Origin of the sequence: Mesorhizobium sp. M1004 (assembly GCF_040318795.1) — a bacterium.
Classification (GTDB): domain Bacteria; phylum Pseudomonadota; class Alphaproteobacteria; order Rhizobiales; family Rhizobiaceae; genus Mesorhizobium.
This window is the reverse complement of sequence record NZ_JAMYNB010000002.1, coordinates 555,858-574,108: the sequence shown is the minus strand read 5'-3', so window position 1 is coordinate 574,108 and position 18,251 is coordinate 555,858. Positions and strand designations below refer to the sequence as shown.

The 18,251-nt window shown below is 62.8% G+C and carries 15 protein-coding genes; 3 read left to right on the top strand and 12 right to left on the bottom strand.

Annotation, left to right across the window (positions count from 1 at the left end; genetic code table 11):
- Nucleotides 1-76 precede the first annotated feature (76 nt).
- From NKH54_RS06870 to NKH54_RS06860, 3 genes are all read right to left on the bottom strand, one after another.
- On the bottom strand, nucleotides 77-1,084 hold the full coding sequence (locus NKH54_RS06870) for a magnesium and cobalt transport protein CorA (protein ID WP_023669626.1): 1,008 nt from the start codon (nucleotides 1,082-1,084) through the stop codon (nucleotides 77-79).
- A 95-nt stretch (nucleotides 1,085-1,179) separates the two neighbouring features.
- Entirely contained in the window at nucleotides 1,180-1,902 is a 723-nt protein-coding gene (phoU, locus tag NKH54_RS06865) for a phosphate signaling complex protein PhoU (RefSeq protein WP_023692535.1), read from the bottom strand.
- A gap of 115 nt (nucleotides 1,903-2,017) precedes the next feature.
- Nucleotides 2,018-3,283 carry an ATP-binding protein gene (locus tag NKH54_RS06860; RefSeq protein WP_023732410.1) on the bottom strand — a complete coding sequence of 422 codons (1,266 nt, stop codon included), beginning with the start codon at nucleotides 3,281-3,283 and terminating at the stop codon, nucleotides 2,018-2,020.
- Nucleotides 3,284-3,385: 102 nt separating this feature from the next.
- Between NKH54_RS06860 and ppk2 the strand changes: the two genes are divergently transcribed.
- Nucleotides 3,386-4,291 (top strand): polyphosphate kinase 2, encoded by a 906-nt coding sequence (gene ppk2, locus NKH54_RS06855; RefSeq protein WP_353027918.1) that lies wholly within the window; start codon nucleotides 3,386-3,388, stop codon nucleotides 4,289-4,291.
- Between the two features lie 201 nt (nucleotides 4,292-4,492).
- Here the strand turns inward: ppk2 and NKH54_RS06850 are convergent, their stop codons facing one another.
- Both NKH54_RS06850 and NKH54_RS06845 read right to left on the bottom strand, forming a co-directional pair.
- Nucleotides 4,493-5,131: an acyl-homoserine-lactone synthase gene (locus tag NKH54_RS06850; protein ID WP_023681954.1), complete on the bottom strand. Its 639-nt coding sequence runs from the start codon at nucleotides 5,129-5,131 to the stop codon at nucleotides 4,493-4,495.
- 275 nt (nucleotides 5,132-5,406) lie between these two features.
- Nucleotides 5,407-6,138, bottom strand: a complete 732-nt coding sequence (locus tag NKH54_RS06845) for a helix-turn-helix transcriptional regulator (protein ID WP_023669621.1) — start codon at nucleotides 6,136-6,138, stop codon at nucleotides 5,407-5,409.
- 303 nt (nucleotides 6,139-6,441) lie between these two features.
- Between NKH54_RS06845 and NKH54_RS06840 the strand changes: the two genes are divergently transcribed.
- Nucleotides 6,442-7,251: an ABC transporter substrate-binding protein gene (locus tag NKH54_RS06840; RefSeq protein WP_502907481.1), complete on the top strand. Its 810-nt coding sequence runs from the start codon at nucleotides 6,442-6,444 to the stop codon at nucleotides 7,249-7,251.
- Nucleotides 7,252-7,310: 59 nt separating this feature from the next.
- On the opposite strand, the gene NKH54_RS06835 is transcribed toward NKH54_RS06840, so the two are convergent.
- The gene (locus NKH54_RS06835; RefSeq protein WP_023688697.1) at nucleotides 7,311-7,724 is read right to left on the bottom strand and encodes a tellurite resistance TerB family protein; all 414 of its coding nucleotides are present in this window, start codon (nucleotides 7,722-7,724) and stop codon (nucleotides 7,311-7,313) included.
- Nucleotides 7,725-7,879: 155 nt separating this feature from the next.
- On the opposite strand from NKH54_RS06835, the gene NKH54_RS06830 reads away from it, so the two are divergent.
- Nucleotides 7,880-9,529, top strand: coding sequence for a lysine--tRNA ligase (locus NKH54_RS06830; RefSeq protein WP_353027916.1), 1,650 nt, complete (start codon nucleotides 7,880-7,882; stop codon nucleotides 9,527-9,529).
- Here the strand turns inward: NKH54_RS06830 and NKH54_RS06825 are convergent.
- The 6 genes from NKH54_RS06825 to NKH54_RS06800 all read right to left on the bottom strand — a co-directional run bounded on the left by NKH54_RS06825 (nucleotide 9,492) and on the right by NKH54_RS06800 (nucleotide 18,173).
- Nucleotides 9,492-10,364, bottom strand: coding sequence for a thermonuclease family protein (locus NKH54_RS06825; RefSeq protein WP_023699505.1), 873 nt, complete (start codon nucleotides 10,362-10,364; stop codon nucleotides 9,492-9,494). The two genes, NKH54_RS06830 and NKH54_RS06825, sit on opposite strands and share 38 nt — an antisense overlap.
- A gap of 8 nt (nucleotides 10,365-10,372) precedes the next feature.
- Nucleotides 10,373-11,023, bottom strand: a complete 651-nt coding sequence (locus NKH54_RS06820) for a S24 family peptidase (RefSeq protein ID WP_353027915.1) — start codon at nucleotides 11,021-11,023, stop codon at nucleotides 10,373-10,375.
- A gap of 456 nt (nucleotides 11,024-11,479) precedes the next feature.
- Entirely contained in the window at nucleotides 11,480-13,699 is a 2,220-nt protein-coding gene (locus NKH54_RS06815; RefSeq protein ID WP_353027914.1) for a 3-hydroxyacyl-CoA dehydrogenase NAD-binding domain-containing protein, read from the bottom strand.
- A gap of 23 nt (nucleotides 13,700-13,722) precedes the next feature.
- Entirely contained in the window at nucleotides 13,723-14,931 is a 1,209-nt protein-coding gene (locus NKH54_RS06810; RefSeq protein ID WP_023669613.1) for an acetyl-CoA C-acetyltransferase, read from the bottom strand.
- A 31-nt stretch (nucleotides 14,932-14,962) separates the two neighbouring features.
- The gene (locus tag NKH54_RS06805) at nucleotides 14,963-16,132 is read right to left on the bottom strand and encodes an acyl-CoA dehydrogenase family protein (protein WP_023730961.1); all 1,170 of its coding nucleotides are present in this window, start codon (nucleotides 16,130-16,132) and stop codon (nucleotides 14,963-14,965) included.
- A 232-nt stretch (nucleotides 16,133-16,364) separates the two neighbouring features.
- Entirely contained in the window at nucleotides 16,365-18,173 is a 1,809-nt protein-coding gene (locus NKH54_RS06800; protein ID WP_353027913.1) for an acyl-CoA dehydrogenase, read from the bottom strand.
- Nucleotides 18,174-18,251: the final 78 nt, after the last annotated feature.

Here is an 18,251-nt window from a genome sequence, read left to right as displayed (position 1 = left end):
GCCTACTGCCTACTGCCTACTGCCTACTGCCTACTGCCTACTGCCTACTGCCTACTGCCTACTGCTGCCTGCCCCCTCACAGCCACCCACTCTTCCGAAATCGCCAATACAAAAACGAGCAGATCAGCGCGATCGAGACCAATACGACGGGATAGCCGTATTGCATCTTCAGTTCCGGCATGTCGTCGAAATTCATGCCGTAAATGCCGGCGAGCGCCGTCGGCACCGCCAGGATCGCCGCCCATGAGGCCAGCTTCTTGGTGTTCGCGGTTTCCTGGCTCTGGCCGACCAGCAGGCTGGCTTCGAAAGCGAACGCCAGAACCTCGCGCAGGCTGTCGATCTTTTCCTGCACGGTGCGGATATGGTCGGTGACATCGCGAAACAGCGGATGCATGGCGGTATGGATCTGCGGCAGGTCGGCGCTGGTCAGCCGGCGGCAGACCTCGACCAGCGGCAGCGCCGCATTGCGCAGGCGCAACAGATCGCGGCGCAGCATGTAGAGCCGCTCGATGTCGGGACCGGTCATCGGCTTCAGCAGCACCCTGTCCTCGATCGCCTCGACCTCGTCCTCGATCTGCTCGAGCACCGGCATGTAGTTGTCGACGATGAAGTCGAGAATGGCGTAGAGGACGAAATCCTCGCCCTTGGCCAGTGAGTGCGGACAGCTTTCCCAGTGCTGGCGCACGGCGGCGTATGAGGTCGAGGGACCATGCCTGACGCTGACGATATAGCCTGAGCCGACGAACAGATGCGTCTCGCCGAAGGTGACGCGTCCGTCGATCAGCTGTGCAGTGCGGGCAACGATGAACAGCGCATCGCCATATTGCTCGATCTTCGGCCGCTGGTGCGGATGTTCGGCGTCTTCAATCGCCAGCTCATGCAAATGGAATTGCGCCTTGACGCGCAGCAGAAGCTCGCGGTCGGGTTCGAGCAGCCCGATCCAGACGACATGGCCCGACTTCTTGGCCCATTCACCGGCTTCCTCGATCGGAATGTCGGCGATCCGCTTGCCGGCGGTGTAGACGCTCGACGCGATGATGCCGGACGATGCCGGCGCCGGCTTGAACTCTCGGACATATTCCATCGCAGCCTCCTGAGCGCCTGGCCTTGGCCAGGAACCGAGACGCTAACATCCGGGCAGTTTAGCGCAATATGATTAAGCGTTCGAGGGGCGCGCGATCACTTCACCGGCAGCGCCGGCAGGGCAACCTTGTCGGTCTTGTCGCCCTTTGGACGCTCGGCCGGCAACTGCTCGCCGGTGACGATGTAGTAGATCGTCTCGGCAATGTTGGTGGCGTGGTCGCCGATGCGCTCGATGTTCTTGGCGCAAAACAGCAGATGCGTGCACGGCGTGATGTTGCGCGGATCTTCCATCATGTAGGTCAAAAGCTCGCGAAACAGCGAGGTGTACATGGCGTCGATCTGGTCGTCGCGGTCGCGAACGAAGCCTATTTTCTCGACCGAGCGCGAGGCATAGACGTCGAGCACTTCCTTGAGCTGGGTCAAAGCGAGTTCGGCCAGCGCCTCGAGGCCGCGAAACAGGCTGGTCGGCTGGCGGCCGTCAATGACGCTGACCACACGCTTGGCGACGTTCTTGGCGAGGTCACCGACCCGTTCGAGGTCGGCCGAAATGCGGATGGCGCCGACGATCTCGCGCAGATCCGTCGCCATGGGCTGGCGCTTGGCGATGATGACGATGGCTTTGTCGTCGATTTCGCGCTGGCCATCGTCAAGCACGATGTCGTCGCGGATGACCTTCTGGGCGAGGCCGGGATCGGCATTGACCAGCGCCTGGATCGCCTGCTCGACCATGCGCTCGGCATGGCCGCCCATCGCAGCGATGCGCTTCGCCAGGTATTTCAGCTCTTCGTCATAGGCGCTGACAATGTGTACGGACTGCATGGGCGAAATGCCTTCCTTAAATCTTTGGCCTTTTGCGTCGTTTCCTCGACCCCTGTGCTGATACGCTAGCCGGATGACAGAAAGAAGAAACAGGCAGTTAGCAGATAGTACCGCCTCAGCCTGCCGGCAAATGGACCGTGAACGCCGCGCCCTTGCCAACCTCCGACTTGATCGAAAGCCGGGCGTTGTGGCGCGTCAGAATATGCTTGACGATGGACAGGCCAAGACCGGTTCCTTTCTGCGTGCGGCTGCTCTCCACGTCGACGCGATAGAAGCGCTCGGTAATGCGCGGTATGTGCTCTTCCGGGATGCCCGGGCCGTAGTCCCTGATGGTTACATCGATGCCCGGTTCCGGGCCGGCCTCGCCCCGCGCGATCGACACCGTGACGCGTCCGCCAGGCTGGCCGTATTTGCAGGCGTTTTCCAAGAGATTCTCGAACACCTGGAACAGCTCGTCGCGGTCTCCGGGCACGTCGAGCGGCCCCTCGGCGTAGTCGCGTTCGATGACGACGCCGTTCTCGCTGGCGAGCGGACCTAGTGAATCGATGACGCTGTCGATGGTCTGGCGCAGATCGACCTCGGTTCCCGGCCTCAGGTAAGGCTTCATTTCAAGCCTCGACAGCGACAGGAGATCGTCGATGAGGCGCGCCATGCGGCCGGTCTGGTTCTGCATGATCTGCAGGAACTGCTCGCGCGCCGCCGGATCGTTGCGGGCCGGGCCGCGCAACGTCTCGATGAAGCCCGAGATTGAAGCAAGCGGGGTGCGCAACTCGTGGCTGGCATTGGCTATGAAGTCAGCGCGCATGCGGTCGATGCGGCGCGTCTCACTCTGGTCCTTGAATACCAGCACATAGAGATCGGTGGCGTGGCCGACCGAGGACGCGCTGACCCGGTAGGCCCGTTCCACCGGCAGCTTCTCGGTGTAGTCGACGGCATCGGAGGCGACGGTTCCCGACAGCACGCCGTCCAGCAAGGCCTGCATTTCCGGCGCGCGGAATTTTAGCGACAGCGACAGGCCGGGCGCGATACCGACAAAGGCGGCAAAGGCGGCGGCATTGGCGTGGACGATGGTGGCGGTGCGGTCGAAGATGATCAGCGGATCGGCAACGGCAGCCGCAAGATATTCGCCGGAAAGCCGCTGCAGCCCACTCGCCTCGATCGTGGCAATGGTCTCAGCGGACCGGCTGGCGCCTCCGGTTGGCAGAAGCGCGGCGGCCAGCAGCACCGTCAACGCAGCCAGGACGACATAGGCGGAGATACCGGCAAAACCATAAACGGCCAGGGTGGCGATCGCACCGGCGGCAAGCAGCCATCGGCTGTTCCACAGCCGGCCGGCGACGGCCTGCCCCGTGGTTGTCCGCTCTGCGCCGGTGTCAGCCATTCGTGCTTTCCGTGCTTCTGCGCCGGTCCCGCCGAAACTTCCGCTGGACCGGGTTTGAGGCCCCCCATAGCATGAGTCCGCAAGCTGGAAAGGTTCCTCTCGATGAAAAAAGCCAAGGAAAGTCCCGCCGCAGAGCCGGCAAAGGGGCCGCTGAAGATCAAGGTGGACGGCAAGGAGCGGGAGTTCGACATCGAAAACCCCGAGCTTCCCAGCTGGATCGAGGACCACAAACTGACGGCAGGCGACTACCCCTACGACAAGAAAATGAAGACCGAGGAGTATGACGAGACGCTGGAGCGGCTGCAGATCGAACTGGTCAAGGCGCAGGCATGGCTGCAGGCGACCGGCAGCAGAGTGATGTCGCTGTTCGAGGGGCGCGATGCCGCCGGCAAGGGCGGCACCATCTCGGTGCTGCGCCAGTATCTCAATCCTCGAACCGCGCGCAACGTGGCGCTGACCAAGCCGACCCCAACCGAAGTCGGGCAATGGTACTACCAGCGCTACGTCGCCCATTTCCCGACATCGGGCGAATTCGTCACCTTCGACCGTTCCTGGTACAACCGCGGCGGCGTCGAGCCGGTGATGGGCTTCTGCACACCGGAACAGCATGCAAAATTCCTCGACGAGACGCCGCATTTCGAGCGGATGATCTCCAATGAGGGCATCTATTTCTTCAAATTCTGGCTCAACATCGGCCGCGAGACCCAGCTCGAACGGTTTCACGACCGCCGCTGGTCGCCGCTGAAGAACTGGAAGTTCTCGCCGATCGATATTGCCGGCATCACCAAATGGGACGACTACACCAAGGCGCGCGACCAGATGGTCGAGCGCACGCACAAACAGTTCGCGCCCTGGATCATCGTGCGGGCCAATGACAAGCGACGCTCGCGGCTGGCCGTCATGCGGCGCATCCTGTTGTCACTGCCCTATGATGGGCGCGATCTCGACGCCATCGGCAAGGAAGATAAGAAGATCGTCGGCGAAGGGCCGTCGTTTCTCGAGAAGTAGAGACTGGCCTCGATAGGCAGAGGCTGAAATTACAGAGCCCACCCGCACATGGAGGTGGGCTCTGTGGCCATTGTCTAAAGCGCGTCGCATTTGAACGGATTCACGCGACGCGCTTTAGGTCTTTGTTTCATGCATGTCGTTCTCTCAAAACCGGGGCCACTTTGAGCGACATGCATTAAAGCGCGTCGGGTGAAGACAGTCTCACGACGCCTGCCGCATGCCGAGCATGTGGGGGGTGCCCCTGGCCAACACCGGGGCGTGATGGTTGCGGCGCGAACGCACGACATCCAGCGTATGCTCGTTGAAGGTCAGCAGTGTGGCGACGACCTGCTGGTTGCCATAGGTGCGCTGGTAACCGAGCGGCGTCGCCAGGAAGTGCAACTGCAGCGTCCGCAGCACCCACACCGGCTCGACCTCGATAATGACCTGATCGACATTGCGAGCAAGGCCCCATTCGACGAAGCCGGCGATCAGTTCGGTGCCGACCGTAGACACGCCGCGCTTGCCATCGCGAAAGCCTGGCGCCACCGCGTAACGGGTTAGCTCCCAGACATTCGGTCCCGAAGGGCGCTTTCCCTCGCAGAGTTCCGGCATCACATCGCTAAGGAGATGCGGCCGTGTGGTCGGCAGCATCCGATGATAGCCTGCAAGCTCGCCATTGCGTATGACAAGGTGGTGTTCGGCCTCATCATGGTCGAATTGATCGATTTCGAGGCCGTCCGGGCGATCGAGATCGGTCCACCGCATCTCATCGACGAAGACCTTGTAACGCAGGCGATGGACGGCCTCCCATAGGTCGGGACGTTCCATCAGTTGTTGAGTGGTAAGGGAAAATAGCATTAGCCGTCTCCTGGGCTTAAGAGGAAGATACGGCCGGGCTTTCCCGAAAAAATTGCGCGAAGGTGTTGGCAAGGATTTCCAGGCTGCCACAGCCGACATGGCTAATATAGCTGCGTCTAAACGCCTCCGCGATGGCGTGCACCCTGTTGGCGACGCCGAGTCTGCTTTTGGCGTTAAGAAAGCATTAGCCGTCTCAAGAGGACGACAGGGGCCGGTCTTTTCTGAAGATATGACGCCAACAATGCGGCCATAAATTTCGGGCCGCCAGAACCGGCCTAGCTGATATAGCCGTGCCTGACTGCTTCGGCGACTGCCTGCACACGGTTGGCGGCGCCTAGTTTGCTCTTGGCGTTGAGAAGGTGTTTCTCAGAGGTATGCTCCGAGATGCCGAGGATCTGCGAAATCTCCCACTCGGATTTTCCGACCGCCGCCCATTGCAGGCATTCGCGCTCGCGCGGCGTCAATTCAATGTGATCGATAGATTTGCCGGCCGTCGTTTGAAGCTGCATGGCGCGGCCGATGGCATAGGTGGAGGCCAGCGAGACCATTGCGAATTCGGCTTCGGACAGTTCGACCGCCTCACCGCCCAGCGAGACCAGCGCGATCTGGCCTTCGAGCGTGATCAGCGGGAAGGCGAGGCCGTCACGCAGCTTGAACTGGCGGGCGTCGCGCATTACCTCGGCGCTGCTCTTGTCGGCGGGCATGCTTTGAACGGCATCGCGCCATTGGAATGGCGCCCGAAACTGCTTCAAATGGCTGACGACCGGATCGTGGTCGACGTAGTTGCGCGATAAGTAACGCTCCAGCCATTCGCTAGGCCAATCGCAGAGCAGCACATGGTCCTTCGTCTGGCTGCTTGGTGTACCGGGCTGCGGCACCGTTGCGGCTATCAGGGCCGTCAATCCGAAATTCGAGGTGACACTAAGTAGCTGCTCGCACACCGCAGCCGACGTGTCGGCACGCTGCACCCGGTCAATATATTCAAGTGTCCGGTCAAAATAACCCATCGCAACATCTACCCCATGTTGCCTACCGCTCTTGAGACCGATGCTACGTGCCTGACCCGCACTTCGCCATCAACCCCGGATTGCATAGCCACATCCTTAGCTTTTCTAACGCCAGCGACCGCCAACCTCGGGCCGACTCTGTGCGGCTATTTGCAACCTCACCAAAGCATAACCCGAAATTTGCCCGTTGAAATCAAAAACAATTGTGCCTGCGCCGTTTTCGTATCACAAGCCAACGGCCAAGACGGGCGGAGTTTTTTCGTGACACCTCGCTGGATAGCCATCGCCTTACTGTCGATGCTGATGGGAGTGCAGCCGTTTGCCGGCGCTGCGCGAGCCGCGGAACCGCAGGTACCGGTGCTTTGGGATGCCAAGGAGCGGCTGCCGAAACCGGACCTTTCGGCGCTGCCAAGGCTCAGGTTCCTCACCACAACCGATTTCCCGCCCTTCAATTTTCTCGACGGCACGGGCCGACTGTCCGGCTTCCACATCGACCTGGCGCGGGCGATTTGCGCCGAACTCGACATCGCCGACAAATGCCAGATCCAGGCGCTGCCCTGGGCCGAACTCGACGACGCGTTGCAGAAGGGCGAAGGCGAGGCGATCATCGCCGGCATCGCCGCAACGCCGGAGACGCGGGCGAAGTACAGCTTTTCGCGCTCCTATCTACAGTTTCCGGCGCGCTTCATCATGCCGAAGACCAAGGCCTTCGCCGAGCCGATCCTCGACAAATTGCGCTCGAAGCGGGTCGGCGTGCTGGCCGGCTCGGCGCATGAAAAGATGCTGCGCGATTATTTCGGCACCGTGCAGATCATCCGCTTTCAACGGCCGGAAGACCTCTACAGCGACTTGAAGAGCGCCAAGATCGATGCCGCCTTCGGCGACGGCATGCGCTTTTCCTTCTGGCTGGGCGGCACGGACGCCGCCGGTTGCTGCCGCTTCGCCGGTGGACCCTACCTGGCGCCGGAATATCTGGGGTCCGGCATGACCATTGCCACCCGGGCCAGCGACCCAGCGCTGGCCGCAGCCATGGACTACGCGCTGCAGGAGATATCGGTGAAAGGCACCTTCGCCGAATTCTACCTGCGCTATTTCCCGGTCAGTTTCTTCTGATCCGGTTCCCGGTCAGCTTTTTCTGATCCGGTCCCGGTCAGCTTCCTTTAGGGGCTGGATCAGGTCAGCGTGCGCAGGCGGGCCTTCGCCCCGCGCGCGATGGCTGCGGCGGTCAGCGTGTCGAGATCGAGCTCACGCCGGATCAACTGCAGCACCCGCAATTCCTCCATGCGCATTTCTAGATCGACGGCGGCAACCTCGAAGGCCGCGGCATAGGCGGTGTCGTGCAGCCGTTCGGGCAAAGTCTCGGCGACACGCTCGAGCACGCCTTCCAACCCATCCTTTTCATGCAGCATCTTCTGGCAGTCCTGCGCAATGGCGATCAGCCTGTCCTGCTTGAAATCCTCGAACACCGGCCAGCTGCGGACGACGTCGCCGATGCGCGCCAGTTCGATATCGGTCATGTCGCGATCGGAAGCCGAGGTGATGACCATCAGGTAGATCAGGGCTTCATGGGTGGACGGCAACGGCATTCAAAACTCCTTGATAGTGAGGGTCGAAGGTAGGGACGCCACGGCGCCGTCGCAACGAAAACGCCTGATATCGTTGACGCTCCGCCCTGTCGCGCCTAGAGACCCGGTTGAAAATCTTACCAGCCGCGAAAGCCGGCCATGACTGGAACTTTGACATGACGGGATCAAACATCGCCGATCTCAACCCCGAAATGCTTGCGGCAGCCGCCGAAAGCAAGGCCTGGCCGTTCGAGGAAGCCAAAAAGATCATCGAGCGCTACAAGGGCGGCGACATCCCGGAGATCGTCCTGTTCGAGACCGGCTACGGCCCGTCGGGCCTGCCGCATATCGGCACGTTCGGCGAGGTCGCGCGCACCTCGATGGTGCGCCATGCCTTTCACGTGCTGACCGGGAACAAGGTCAAGACCAAGCTGCTCTGCTTCTCCGACGATATGGACGGCATGCGCAAAATCCCCGACAATGTGCCGGATCGCGCAGCGCTCGAGCCCTATCTGCATATGCCGCTGTCGGCGGTGCCCAATCCGTTCGGCGGCGACTATCCGAGCTTTGGCGACCACAACAACGCGATGCTGTGCCGCTTCCTCGACACGTTCGGCTTCGACTACGAATTCGCCAGCGCCACGCAGTACTACAAGGCCGGCCGCTTCGATGCGATGCTGGTGCGCGCCGCCGAGCGCTATGAGCAGATCATGGCGGTGATGCTGCCGACGCTGGGGCCGGAGCGGCAGGCAACCTACAGCCCGTTCCTGCCGATCTCGCCGAAGAGCGGGCGCGTGCTCTACGTGCCGATGAAGCATGTCGACGCCAAGGCCGGCAACATCACCTTCGACGATGAGGGCACCGAGACCACGCTTTCGGTGACCGGCGGGAAGGTCAAGCTGCAGTGGAAGCCGGATTTCGGCATGCGCTGGGCAGCGCTCGGCGTCGATTTCGAAATGTTCGGCAAGGACCACCAGACGAACGCGGTGATCTACGACCGCATCTGCAACATTCTCGGCGGGCGCGCGCCCGAGCATTTCGTCTACGAACTGTTCCTGGACGAGAACGGCCAGAAGATCTCGAAGTCGAAGGGCAACGGGCTGACCATCGACGAATGGCTGCGCTACGCGCCGACCGAAAGCCTCGGCCTCTATATGTACCAGCGGCCAAGGCAGGCGAAAAAGCTCTATTTCGACGTCATCCCACGCGCCGTCGACGAGTACTACACCTTCCTCAACGCCTATCCGCGCCAGGACTGGAAGGAGCGGCTGGGCAATCCGGTCTGGCACATGCATGACGGCAAGCCGCCTTCCATCGACATGCCGGTGCCGTTCTCGCTGCTGCTCAACCTGGTCAGCGCCTCCAACGCGCAAAACAAGGATGTGCTGTGGGGCTTCATCTCGCGCCATGCATCTGGCGTGACGCCGGCGACGCATCCCGAACTCGACCAGCTGGTCGGTTTCGCCATCCGCTACTTCGACGATTTCGTGAAGCCGACGAAGACCTTCCGGCCGGCCGACGATGTCGAACGCCTGGCGCTGGAGGCTCTTGGCAACGCGCTTGCTGGCCTGCCGGCCGGCGCCGACGGCGAAGCGATCCAGAACGCTTCGCTCAACGTCGCGCGCAAGATCGAACGCTATCAGGACCATTCGAAGAAGAGCCCGGACGGCGGCCCTGGTGTCTCGGGCGCTTTCTTCCAGATGATCTACCAGGTGCTGATCGGCCAGGAACGCGGACCGCGCTTCGGTTCGTTCGCAGCCCTCTACGGCATCGCCGAAACCCGCGCGCTCATTGAGCGGGCGCTGGCTGGTCAGCTGGCGGCGTAATTTCCGTCCCGGCCGGCGGCGTGTCTATCGCCGGGGCATCGAGGATCGGTTGCGACGCCGTCGGTGCCGCAACAGGCGTTGGCGCCGGTGGCAGGCCGCCAAGATCGGGCGCGGCGCCGAAGACGCCCTTCTTGGCGGCGCGCGCCTTGTCGCCCGCTTCGACATAGGGGCCGCCTGCCGTGGCGCGCGCCCAGCCGTTTTCGACCAGCCACTGGCCGACATCCAGCTTGCCGATGCGGCATTCGGCGGCGATCAGCGCACGGTCGGCCTCCGGCGGCACCTTGCAGGCAACGGCCCGGCCGCGCAGGAAAGACCGGAACGCGGTGCGCGCCCTGATACCGCAAGCCCAGGACTTGCCGCCCTCGGTGCAGGTCTCGTCTTGCCTGACGATGTCGATGCCGGAGACCGTCACGGAATAACCATTGGCTTCGATCAGGCCGGCGGCGGCCGCGACCGGCTGGAACAGTTTTGTTCCTCCCCAGTCGTCGACCGCTCTGCGCCCACGCGGCTTGGGCGGCCCGGCCAGCGCCAGGTCGCTCAGCGGCGCGCGTGGCTCAACCCGTTCAAGTTCTTCTACCGGCAGCGGCGGCGGAGCGATGGCCTCGGGATCGATCGCCCTCGAATGCACCTGAGGCGAGTGCATCGGAGGCTTGACGGGCTGGACCTCGGGGATCGCCGACGTCGCCGGCTCCTCGGGCACGGCCTCGGTGTCCGGGTCGATCTGGTCGACGGTGATGGCGGTGCTTTCGCGATGCAGCGCGCGACCGCCGGCGACGACAATGGCGACCATCACCGGGATCGCCAGGAGGGCTATGAGGATTTGAAGCAGACGCACCGCGAGACCTACTGGCTTGCCCAGACGATCCGCGCCACCCATTCGACATCGCGCATCGCGATGTCGCGGTCCGGGTGGTCGGGGTTGAGCGAGATCAGCACGATCGATTTCGTCGTCTGGCGGTCGAGCACCTTGGCCATGACTTCGCCGGCATTGGTCTTGACGACGACGCGGTCGCCCTTTCGGGTAGCGGCCCCCGGCTCGACGATCAGCACATCGCCATTGCGGTACAGCGGCAGCATGGAATCACCCTGCACCTTCAACGCATAAGAGGTTTCGGTTGCCCGCGCCGGAAGCTCGACAAGGTCCCAGCCCTGGCCGGAGGGATAGCCGGCATCATCGAAGAAGCCGCCGGCGCCGGCCTGGGCGAAGCCGAGCAGCGGCACCGCCGAACGCTGCGGGCCTAACGAGCCCGAAGCTGTCTTGGCGCGACCTTCGACCAGTCCGGTGAATTCGTCGAGCGAAGCGCCGGTCGCCTCGATGATCTTGGCCAGCGATTCGGTCGAGGGCCAGCGCGGCCGCCCATCCGAGGACAGCCGCTTCGACTTGTTGAAAGCGGTGGAGTCCAGACCGGCTCGCCGGGCCAGGCCGGAGGCCGACAGCGAATAGCGCTCGGCGAGAGCGTCGATGGCTGCCCAAACTCGGTCATGCGAGAGCAATTCGCTCTCCTCAAAACAGGAAAAAATACCTTTTCCTTCTAACGCGCGGTCATCCGATTGTCCACCGGCGCGCGGCCCGATCTCTCAAAAAGCTGCGTGCGGCGAAGTCGTCATGGATGCCTCAAACTGCCTTGGGCAGGCTGCGCAATCCTTGATGGGAGGTCATGCAAACCCGCTCGGCCTCGGTCGGCGGCCGCGGTTGAACGGAGCGGGCAAGCGTCCTATTGGACGCGCCAAGGACGCAGTAGCATTTGATTTGGCGCATGATCCTTTCCGAAAATCGATTCCGATTTTCGGGGTCAGCGCGAGGTCGGCGAGCATCACGTAGCGGGCGTTGTTGAGATGGAGGTTGAAGTCGATGTCGGCAGGCAGCGAAAAGCCAGCCGACTTTCGCTGCCGACCGCGTAAGGGCCACGGCGCCTTGCCGTGGCCATCATGCGCGCAAGGCGCCCTCGCTCAAGCGGCCTTCTTCACCTCGCCTTTCGCATAGGGGTCGAAGCGCTGGTAGAAGGTCTCGCCCTTCTCGGCCAGGTCGAGCAGCAGCTTGGGCGCCTTGAACTCGGCGCCGTATTTCTTCTGCAGGCCCTTGGCTATTCTGACGAACTCCCCCGCGCCGATGCCGTCGATATAGGACAGCGCGCCGCCGGTGAATGGCGCGAAACCGAAGGCGAGGATCGAGCCGACATCGGCCTCGCGCGGATCGGTGACGATGCCCTCTTCCATCACCCGCGCGGCTTCCAGCGCAATGGTTACCAGCAGGCGCTGCTGCAGTTCCTCATAGTCGACCTTCTCGGCCTCCAGCTGCGGATAGAGATCCTTCAGGCCCGGCCACAGCTTCTTCTTGGCAGGCTTGGCGGGATAGTCGTAAAAACCCTTGCCGTTCTTGCGGCCGAAGCGGCCATGGGTGTCGACCAGCGTGTTGATCAACGCCATCTGCCTGGGGTCGACGGCCTTGTCGCCGAGGTCCCTGATGGTCTGCTTCATAATCTTCTGGGCAAGGTCGATCGCCGTCTCGTCGGTCAGCGCCAGCGGGCCGACCGGCATGCCGGCGGCCTTGGCGGCGTTCTCGATCATCGGCGCCGGAACGCCTTCGATCAGCATCTTGTAGGCTTCCGACATGTAGCGCAGCACGCAGCGGTTGACGTAGAAGCCGCGCGTGTCGTTGACGACGATCGGCGTCTTCTTGATGGCGCGCACGAAATCGATCGCGGTGGCCAGCGCCTTGTCGCCGGTCTTCTTGCCCAGGATGATCTCGACCAGCATCATCTTGTCGACCGGCGAGAAGAAGTGGATGCCGACGAAATTCTTCGGCCGCGCCGAATTCTTGGCCAGTGCGGTGATCGGGATGGTCGAGGTGTTGGAGGCGAAGATCGCCGACGATTTCAGCACGGCTTCGGCCTGCTCGGTGGCAGCCTTCTTGACGGCCGAATCCTCGAACACCGCCTCGACCACCAGATCGCAGCCGGCGAGATCGGCATAGTCGGCCGACGGCGTGATCAGCGACAGAAGTCTGTCCTTCTCCTCGGGCTTGACGCGGCCCTTCTTGACCTGATCGGAGATCAGGCTGTCGGAATGCGTCTTGCCCTTTTCGGCCGACGCCATGTCGCGGTCGAGCAGGACGACCGGGATGCCGGCCTTGGCGGTGACAAAGGCGATGCCGGCACCCATGAAGCCGGCGCCGAGAATACCGATCTTCTTGAACTTGGTCTCCGGCACGCCGGCCGGGCGGCGGGCGCCCTTGTTGAGCTCCTGCAGCGAGACGAACAGCGAGCGGATCATCGCTGCTGCTTCCTTCGACTGCATGATTTCGGTGAAATAGCGCTGTTCGATCCGCAGACCGGTGTCGAACGGCACTAGCAGGCCCTCATAGACGCATTTCAGGACGGCCGCGGCGGCCGGATAATTGCCGTAGGTCTCGCGGCGCAGGATGGCGATGGCCGGCGGCCACAGATTGAAGCCGGCGGGCGAATAGATCAGGCCGCCGGGCAGCTTGAAGCCCTTCTCGTCCCAGGGCTGGACGGCTTTCAGGCCGTTCCTGATCATCGCCTTGGCGGTCTCGATCAGCTTGCCGGGTTCGGCGATCTCGTGGATCAGCCCCATCGCCTTGGCTTTCTGCGGCGACAGCGTCTGGCCGGTGGTCAGCATCTGCAACGCCTGCTGCTGGTCGGTCAGGCGCGGCACGCGTTGGGTGCCACCGGCGCCGGGGAAGATGCCGACCTTGACTTCCGGCAAGGCCATCTTGACCTTTTCGGAGTCAGCGGCAACGCGGCCATGACAGGCCAGCGACAGCTCGAACGCGCCGCCCATGCAGGTACCGTTGATCGCCGAGACCCAAGGTTTGCCCGACGTTTCGAGCTTGCGCCACAAGCCACCCATGCGGCCGGCATTGTCGAACAAAAGCTGTGCCGCCTTCTCCGGGTCCTTGGTCTTCTCCTTGGCAAATACGGCCAGCATCTTCTGCAGCATGGTCAGGTCGGCGCCGCCGGAGAAGCTGTCCTTTCCCGAGGTGATCACCGCGCCCTTGATGGCGGCGTCGGCCACCACCTGGTCGATGATCTTGTCGAGCTCGTTCATCACCTCTTCGGTGAAGACGTTCATCGAGCGGTCCGGCATGTTCCAGGTGACCATCGCGATGCCGTCTGCGTCCGTGTCGACCGTGAAGTTTGTATAAGTCATGTCTCTCTCCTTCCGGCCGAAAATCAGACGCGTTCGATAATCGTTGCGGTGCCCATGCCGGCGCCGATGCAGAGCGTCACCAGAGCGGTGTTCAAATCGCGGCGCTCGAGCTCGTCCAGCACCGTGCCCAGGATCATCGCGCCGGTGGCACCGAGCGGATGGCCCATGGCGATGGCGCCGCCATTGACGTTGATCTTGTCGTGCGGGATTTCGAATGCCTGCATGTAGCGCAGCACCACCGAGGCGAAGGCCTCGTTAAGCTCGAACAGGTCGATATCCGACAGCTTCATCTTGGCGCGCTTCAGAAGCTTCTCGGTGACGTCGACCGGACCGGTAAGCATCAGCACCGGCTCGGAGCCGATGTTGGCAAAGGCGCGGATGCGGGCGCGTGGCTTCAGGCCCATCGTCTTGCCGGCCTTCTTCGAGCCGAGCAGTACGGCGGCCGCGCCATCGACGATGCCGGACGAGTTGCCGGCATGGTGGACGTGGTTGACCTCTTCCACCTCAGGGTGCTTCTGCACGGCGACCGCGTCGAAGCCGCCCATTTCACCAGGCATGACGAAGGACGGGTTGAGCGAGGCCAGCGACTGCATGTCGGTCGACGGCCGCATATGCTCGTCATGATCGAGGATGGTGAGGCCGTTCTGGTCCTTGATCGGTATGACGGAGTTCTTGAAACGGCCATCGGCCCAGGCCTTGCCGGCGCGCTTCTGGCTCTCGACCGCATAGGCATCGACGTCGTCGCGCGAAAAACCATATTTGGTGGCGATCAAATCGGCCGATATGCCTTGCGGCACGAACCAGCCGGGCAGGCCGACGGACGGGTCCATGAACCAGGCGCCGCCCGAGGCGCCCATGCCGACGCGCGACATCGATTCCACGCCGCCTGCAATGACGATCTCGTCGGCGCCTTGAGCGATCTTGGCGGCGCCGAAATTGATGGCGTCGAGACCCGAAGCGCAGAAGCGCGATATCTGCATGCCCGGCGCCTTGTTGTCGTAGCCGGCCTCGAAGGCGGCGGCGCGCGGGATGACGGAGCCGGCCTCGCCCACTGGGTCCACGCAGCCGAAGATGATGTCGTCGACGTTTGCGGTGTCGAGGCCGTTGCGGTCGCGCAGCGCCTCAAGCGTCCTGGCGGCGAGCCGCACCGCCGGCACTTCGTGCAGCGAGCCATCCTTCTTGCCCTTGCCGCGCGGTGTGCGCACGGCGTCATAGACATAAGCTTCAGCCATTTGCTTGCTCCTTGCTTTGCCGACGTTGCTCTCAGAGAGAGCGGCCGATCAGCAATTTCATGATCTCGTTGGTGCCGCCGTAGATGCGCTGGACGCGGGCGTCGCGGAACATGCGGGCGATCGGATATTCATTCATGTAGCCATAGCCGCCATGCAATTGAAGGCATTCGTCGACGACTTTTCCCTGCAGGTCCGAGAGCCAGTATTTCGCCATCGACGCCGTCACCGGATCCAGCCCGCCATTGATGTGGCGGGTGACGCAATCATTGTAGAAGACGCGGCCGATGGTGGCCTCGGTCTTCAGTTCGGCGAGCTTGAACTGGGTGTTCTGGAACTCGATGATCGCTTTGCCGAAGGCCTTGCGACCCTTGACGTAGTCGATGGTCAGCGCCAGGGCGCGTTCGATCATGGCGATCGCGCCGGTGCCGATCTGCAGGCGCTCCTGCGGCAATTGCTGCATCAGCTGGATGAAGCCCTGTCCCTCTTCGTGGCCAAGCAGGTTCGAGGTCGGCACGCGCAGATCATTGAAGAACAGCTCCGACGTGTCGTTGGCCTTCAGGCCGATCTTGTCGAGGTTGCGGCCGCGTTCGAAGCCTTCGGCCTCGTCGGCCTCGACGACGATCAGCGAGGTGCCCTTGGCGCCTTTGGCCGGATCGGTCTTGGTGACGACGATGATGAAATTGGCCAGTTGGCCATTGGTGATGAAGGTTTTCGAACCGTTGATCTTGTACTGGTTGCCGTCCTTCTCGGCGCGCGTCTTGACGCCTTGCAGGTCGGAGCCGGCGCCCGGCTCGGTCATTGCGATGGCGCCGATCAGTTCGCCGGTCGCCAGTTTCGGCAGCCATTTCTTCTTCTGCTCTTCCGAGCCGTAGTGAAGGATGTAAGGAGCAACGATCGCGTTGTGGAGACCGATGCCGAAACCGTCGACGCCGACATGGCCGATCGCCTCGATGATGGCGCTCTCATGCGCGAAGGTGCCGCCGGAGCCGCCATATTCCTCCGGCATAGAGGCGCAGAGCAGGCCGGCGGCACCCGCCTTGCGCCAGCTCTCGCGGTCGACCATCTCGTTCTTCTCGAACTCGTCGTAGCGCGGCGCGATCTCTTCCGACATGAAGCGGTGCGCCATGTCGTAGAGCATGCCGACCTCGTCCGCCGCCCAGGCGGGCTTCGGCAAGGAGAGCACTTCGGCTGGATTTGTCATGCCGTTTCTCCCGCGCCAACGTCCCCCTCCCCCTCGAGGGGAGGGTGGCCGCGAAGCGGTCGGGTGGGGTCGCCGATGACGTGCTCGACCTTATCTTCGGAATTGACGCGGGTTTGGGGCATTGCGATCATCTCCTACGAAAGCGCCAACCAGCCGGCGCACTGCACGCAAGGACCCCTCCCGGCCCTTCGGGCCACCCTCCCCTCAAGGGGGAGGGGGACGCCAGCCATTTCTAGAACGCTTCCGCAGGCAGCGCCATTAGCGTGTCCGCACCACTGGAAATGCGGGCGAGATGTGCCGATGTCTCGGGCATGATCCGCTCCATGAAGAAGCGCGCCGTCACCACCTTGTTATCGTAAAAAGCCCCATTTTCGTGGACAGATTGGGAGCCATTGGCCCCGGTCTTACCGAGCGCGGCCTTGGCCATCTGCGCCCACATATAGCCCAGCGCGACCAGGCCGAAGAGATGCATGTAATCGGTCGACGCGGCGCCGGCATTGTCGGGCTTGGCCATGCCGTTCTGCACCAGCCACATGGTCGCCGCCTGCAGATCGTTGAGGCCCTTCTTCAGCGCCTTGGTGAAAGGCGCCAGCTTCTCGTCGGCGCGGTTCTCCTCGCAGAACTCGCCGACGTCCTTGAAGAAGGCCTGCACGGCGCGGCCGCCATTCAGCCCAAGCTTGCGGCCGACGAGGTCGAGCGCCTGGATGCCGTTGGCGCCTTCATAGATCATGGCGATGCGGGCATCGCGCACGAACTGGCTCATGCCGTGCTCTTCGATGTAGCCGTGGCCCCCGAACACCTGCTGCGCCATGACTGCATGGTCAAAACCCTTGTCGGTGAGCACGCCCTTGATCACCGGCGTCAGCAGGCCGGTATAGTCGTCGGCCGCCTGGCGATCCTTGTCGTCGGCGGAGCGGTGGGCGATGTCGGACTTGATCGCCGTCCACAGCGCCAGCGCGCGGCCGGCCTCATTGAAGGCCTTCATGGTCATCAGCGAGCGGCGGATGTCGGGATGGACGATGATCGGATCGGCTTGTCTGTCCGGCGCCTTGGCGCCAGACAGCGAGCGGCCCTGCAGCCGGTCCTTGGCGTAGGAGACCGCGTTCTGGTAGGCGATCTCGGACAGCGACAGGCCCTGCAGGCCGACGCCGAGGCGGGCTTCGTTCATCATCGTGAACATCGCCTTCAGGCCGCCATTGGCCTCACCGAGCAGCGTGCCTTCGGCCTCGTCATAATTCATGACGCAAGTCGAATTGCCGTGGATGCCCATCTTCTCCTCGATCGAACCGCAGGAGAGCGTGTTCTTCTCGCCCGGATTGCCCGAGGCATCGAGCTTCAGCTTTGGCACGATGAACAGCGAGATGCCCTTCACGCCTGCCGGCGCACCTTCGATGCGGGCCAACACGAGATGGACGATGTTTTCCGACATGTCGTGCTCGCCGGCCGAGATGAAGATCTTCTGGCCTGAAATCTTGTAGGTGCTGTTGCCGTTCGGCACCGCCTTGGTGCGCAGCAGGCCGAGATCGGTGCCGCAATGCGGCTCGGTCAGGTTCATGGTGCCGGTCCAGGACCCCTCGACCAGCTTCGGAAGCCATGTCGCCTTCTGCTCGTCGGTGCCGTGGGTGATGATCGCCGCGATCGCGCCTTGCGTCAGGCCGGGATACATCATCAGCGCCATGTTGGCCGAAACCATGTATTCGGCAACCGCGGTGTGCACGGCATAGGGCAGCCCCTGGCCGCCGAACTCGACGGGCGCCGCCAGTCCCATCCAGCCGCCTTCGCGATACTGGTCGTAGGCTTCCTTGAAGCCCTTCGGCGTCGTCACCGAGCCGTCCTCATGGCGCACGCAGCCTTCCATGTCACCGACGCGGTTCAGAGGATGCATAACGTTTTCGGCGAGCTTGGCGCCTTCGGCGAGGATCGCCTCGACAACGTCGGGCGTCGCTTCGGCAAATCCGGGAAGGTTGGAGTAGCGCTGATAACCCAGCACCTCGTTGAGCACGAACAGCGTGTCCTGGACCGGCGCCCTGTAGATCGGCATGTGTTTCCTCCACCATGCGGGTCTTGGCCGCGAGATCGGGCCCCGAACATGAGGTTGGGGGCGGCATGCGGGCCAATG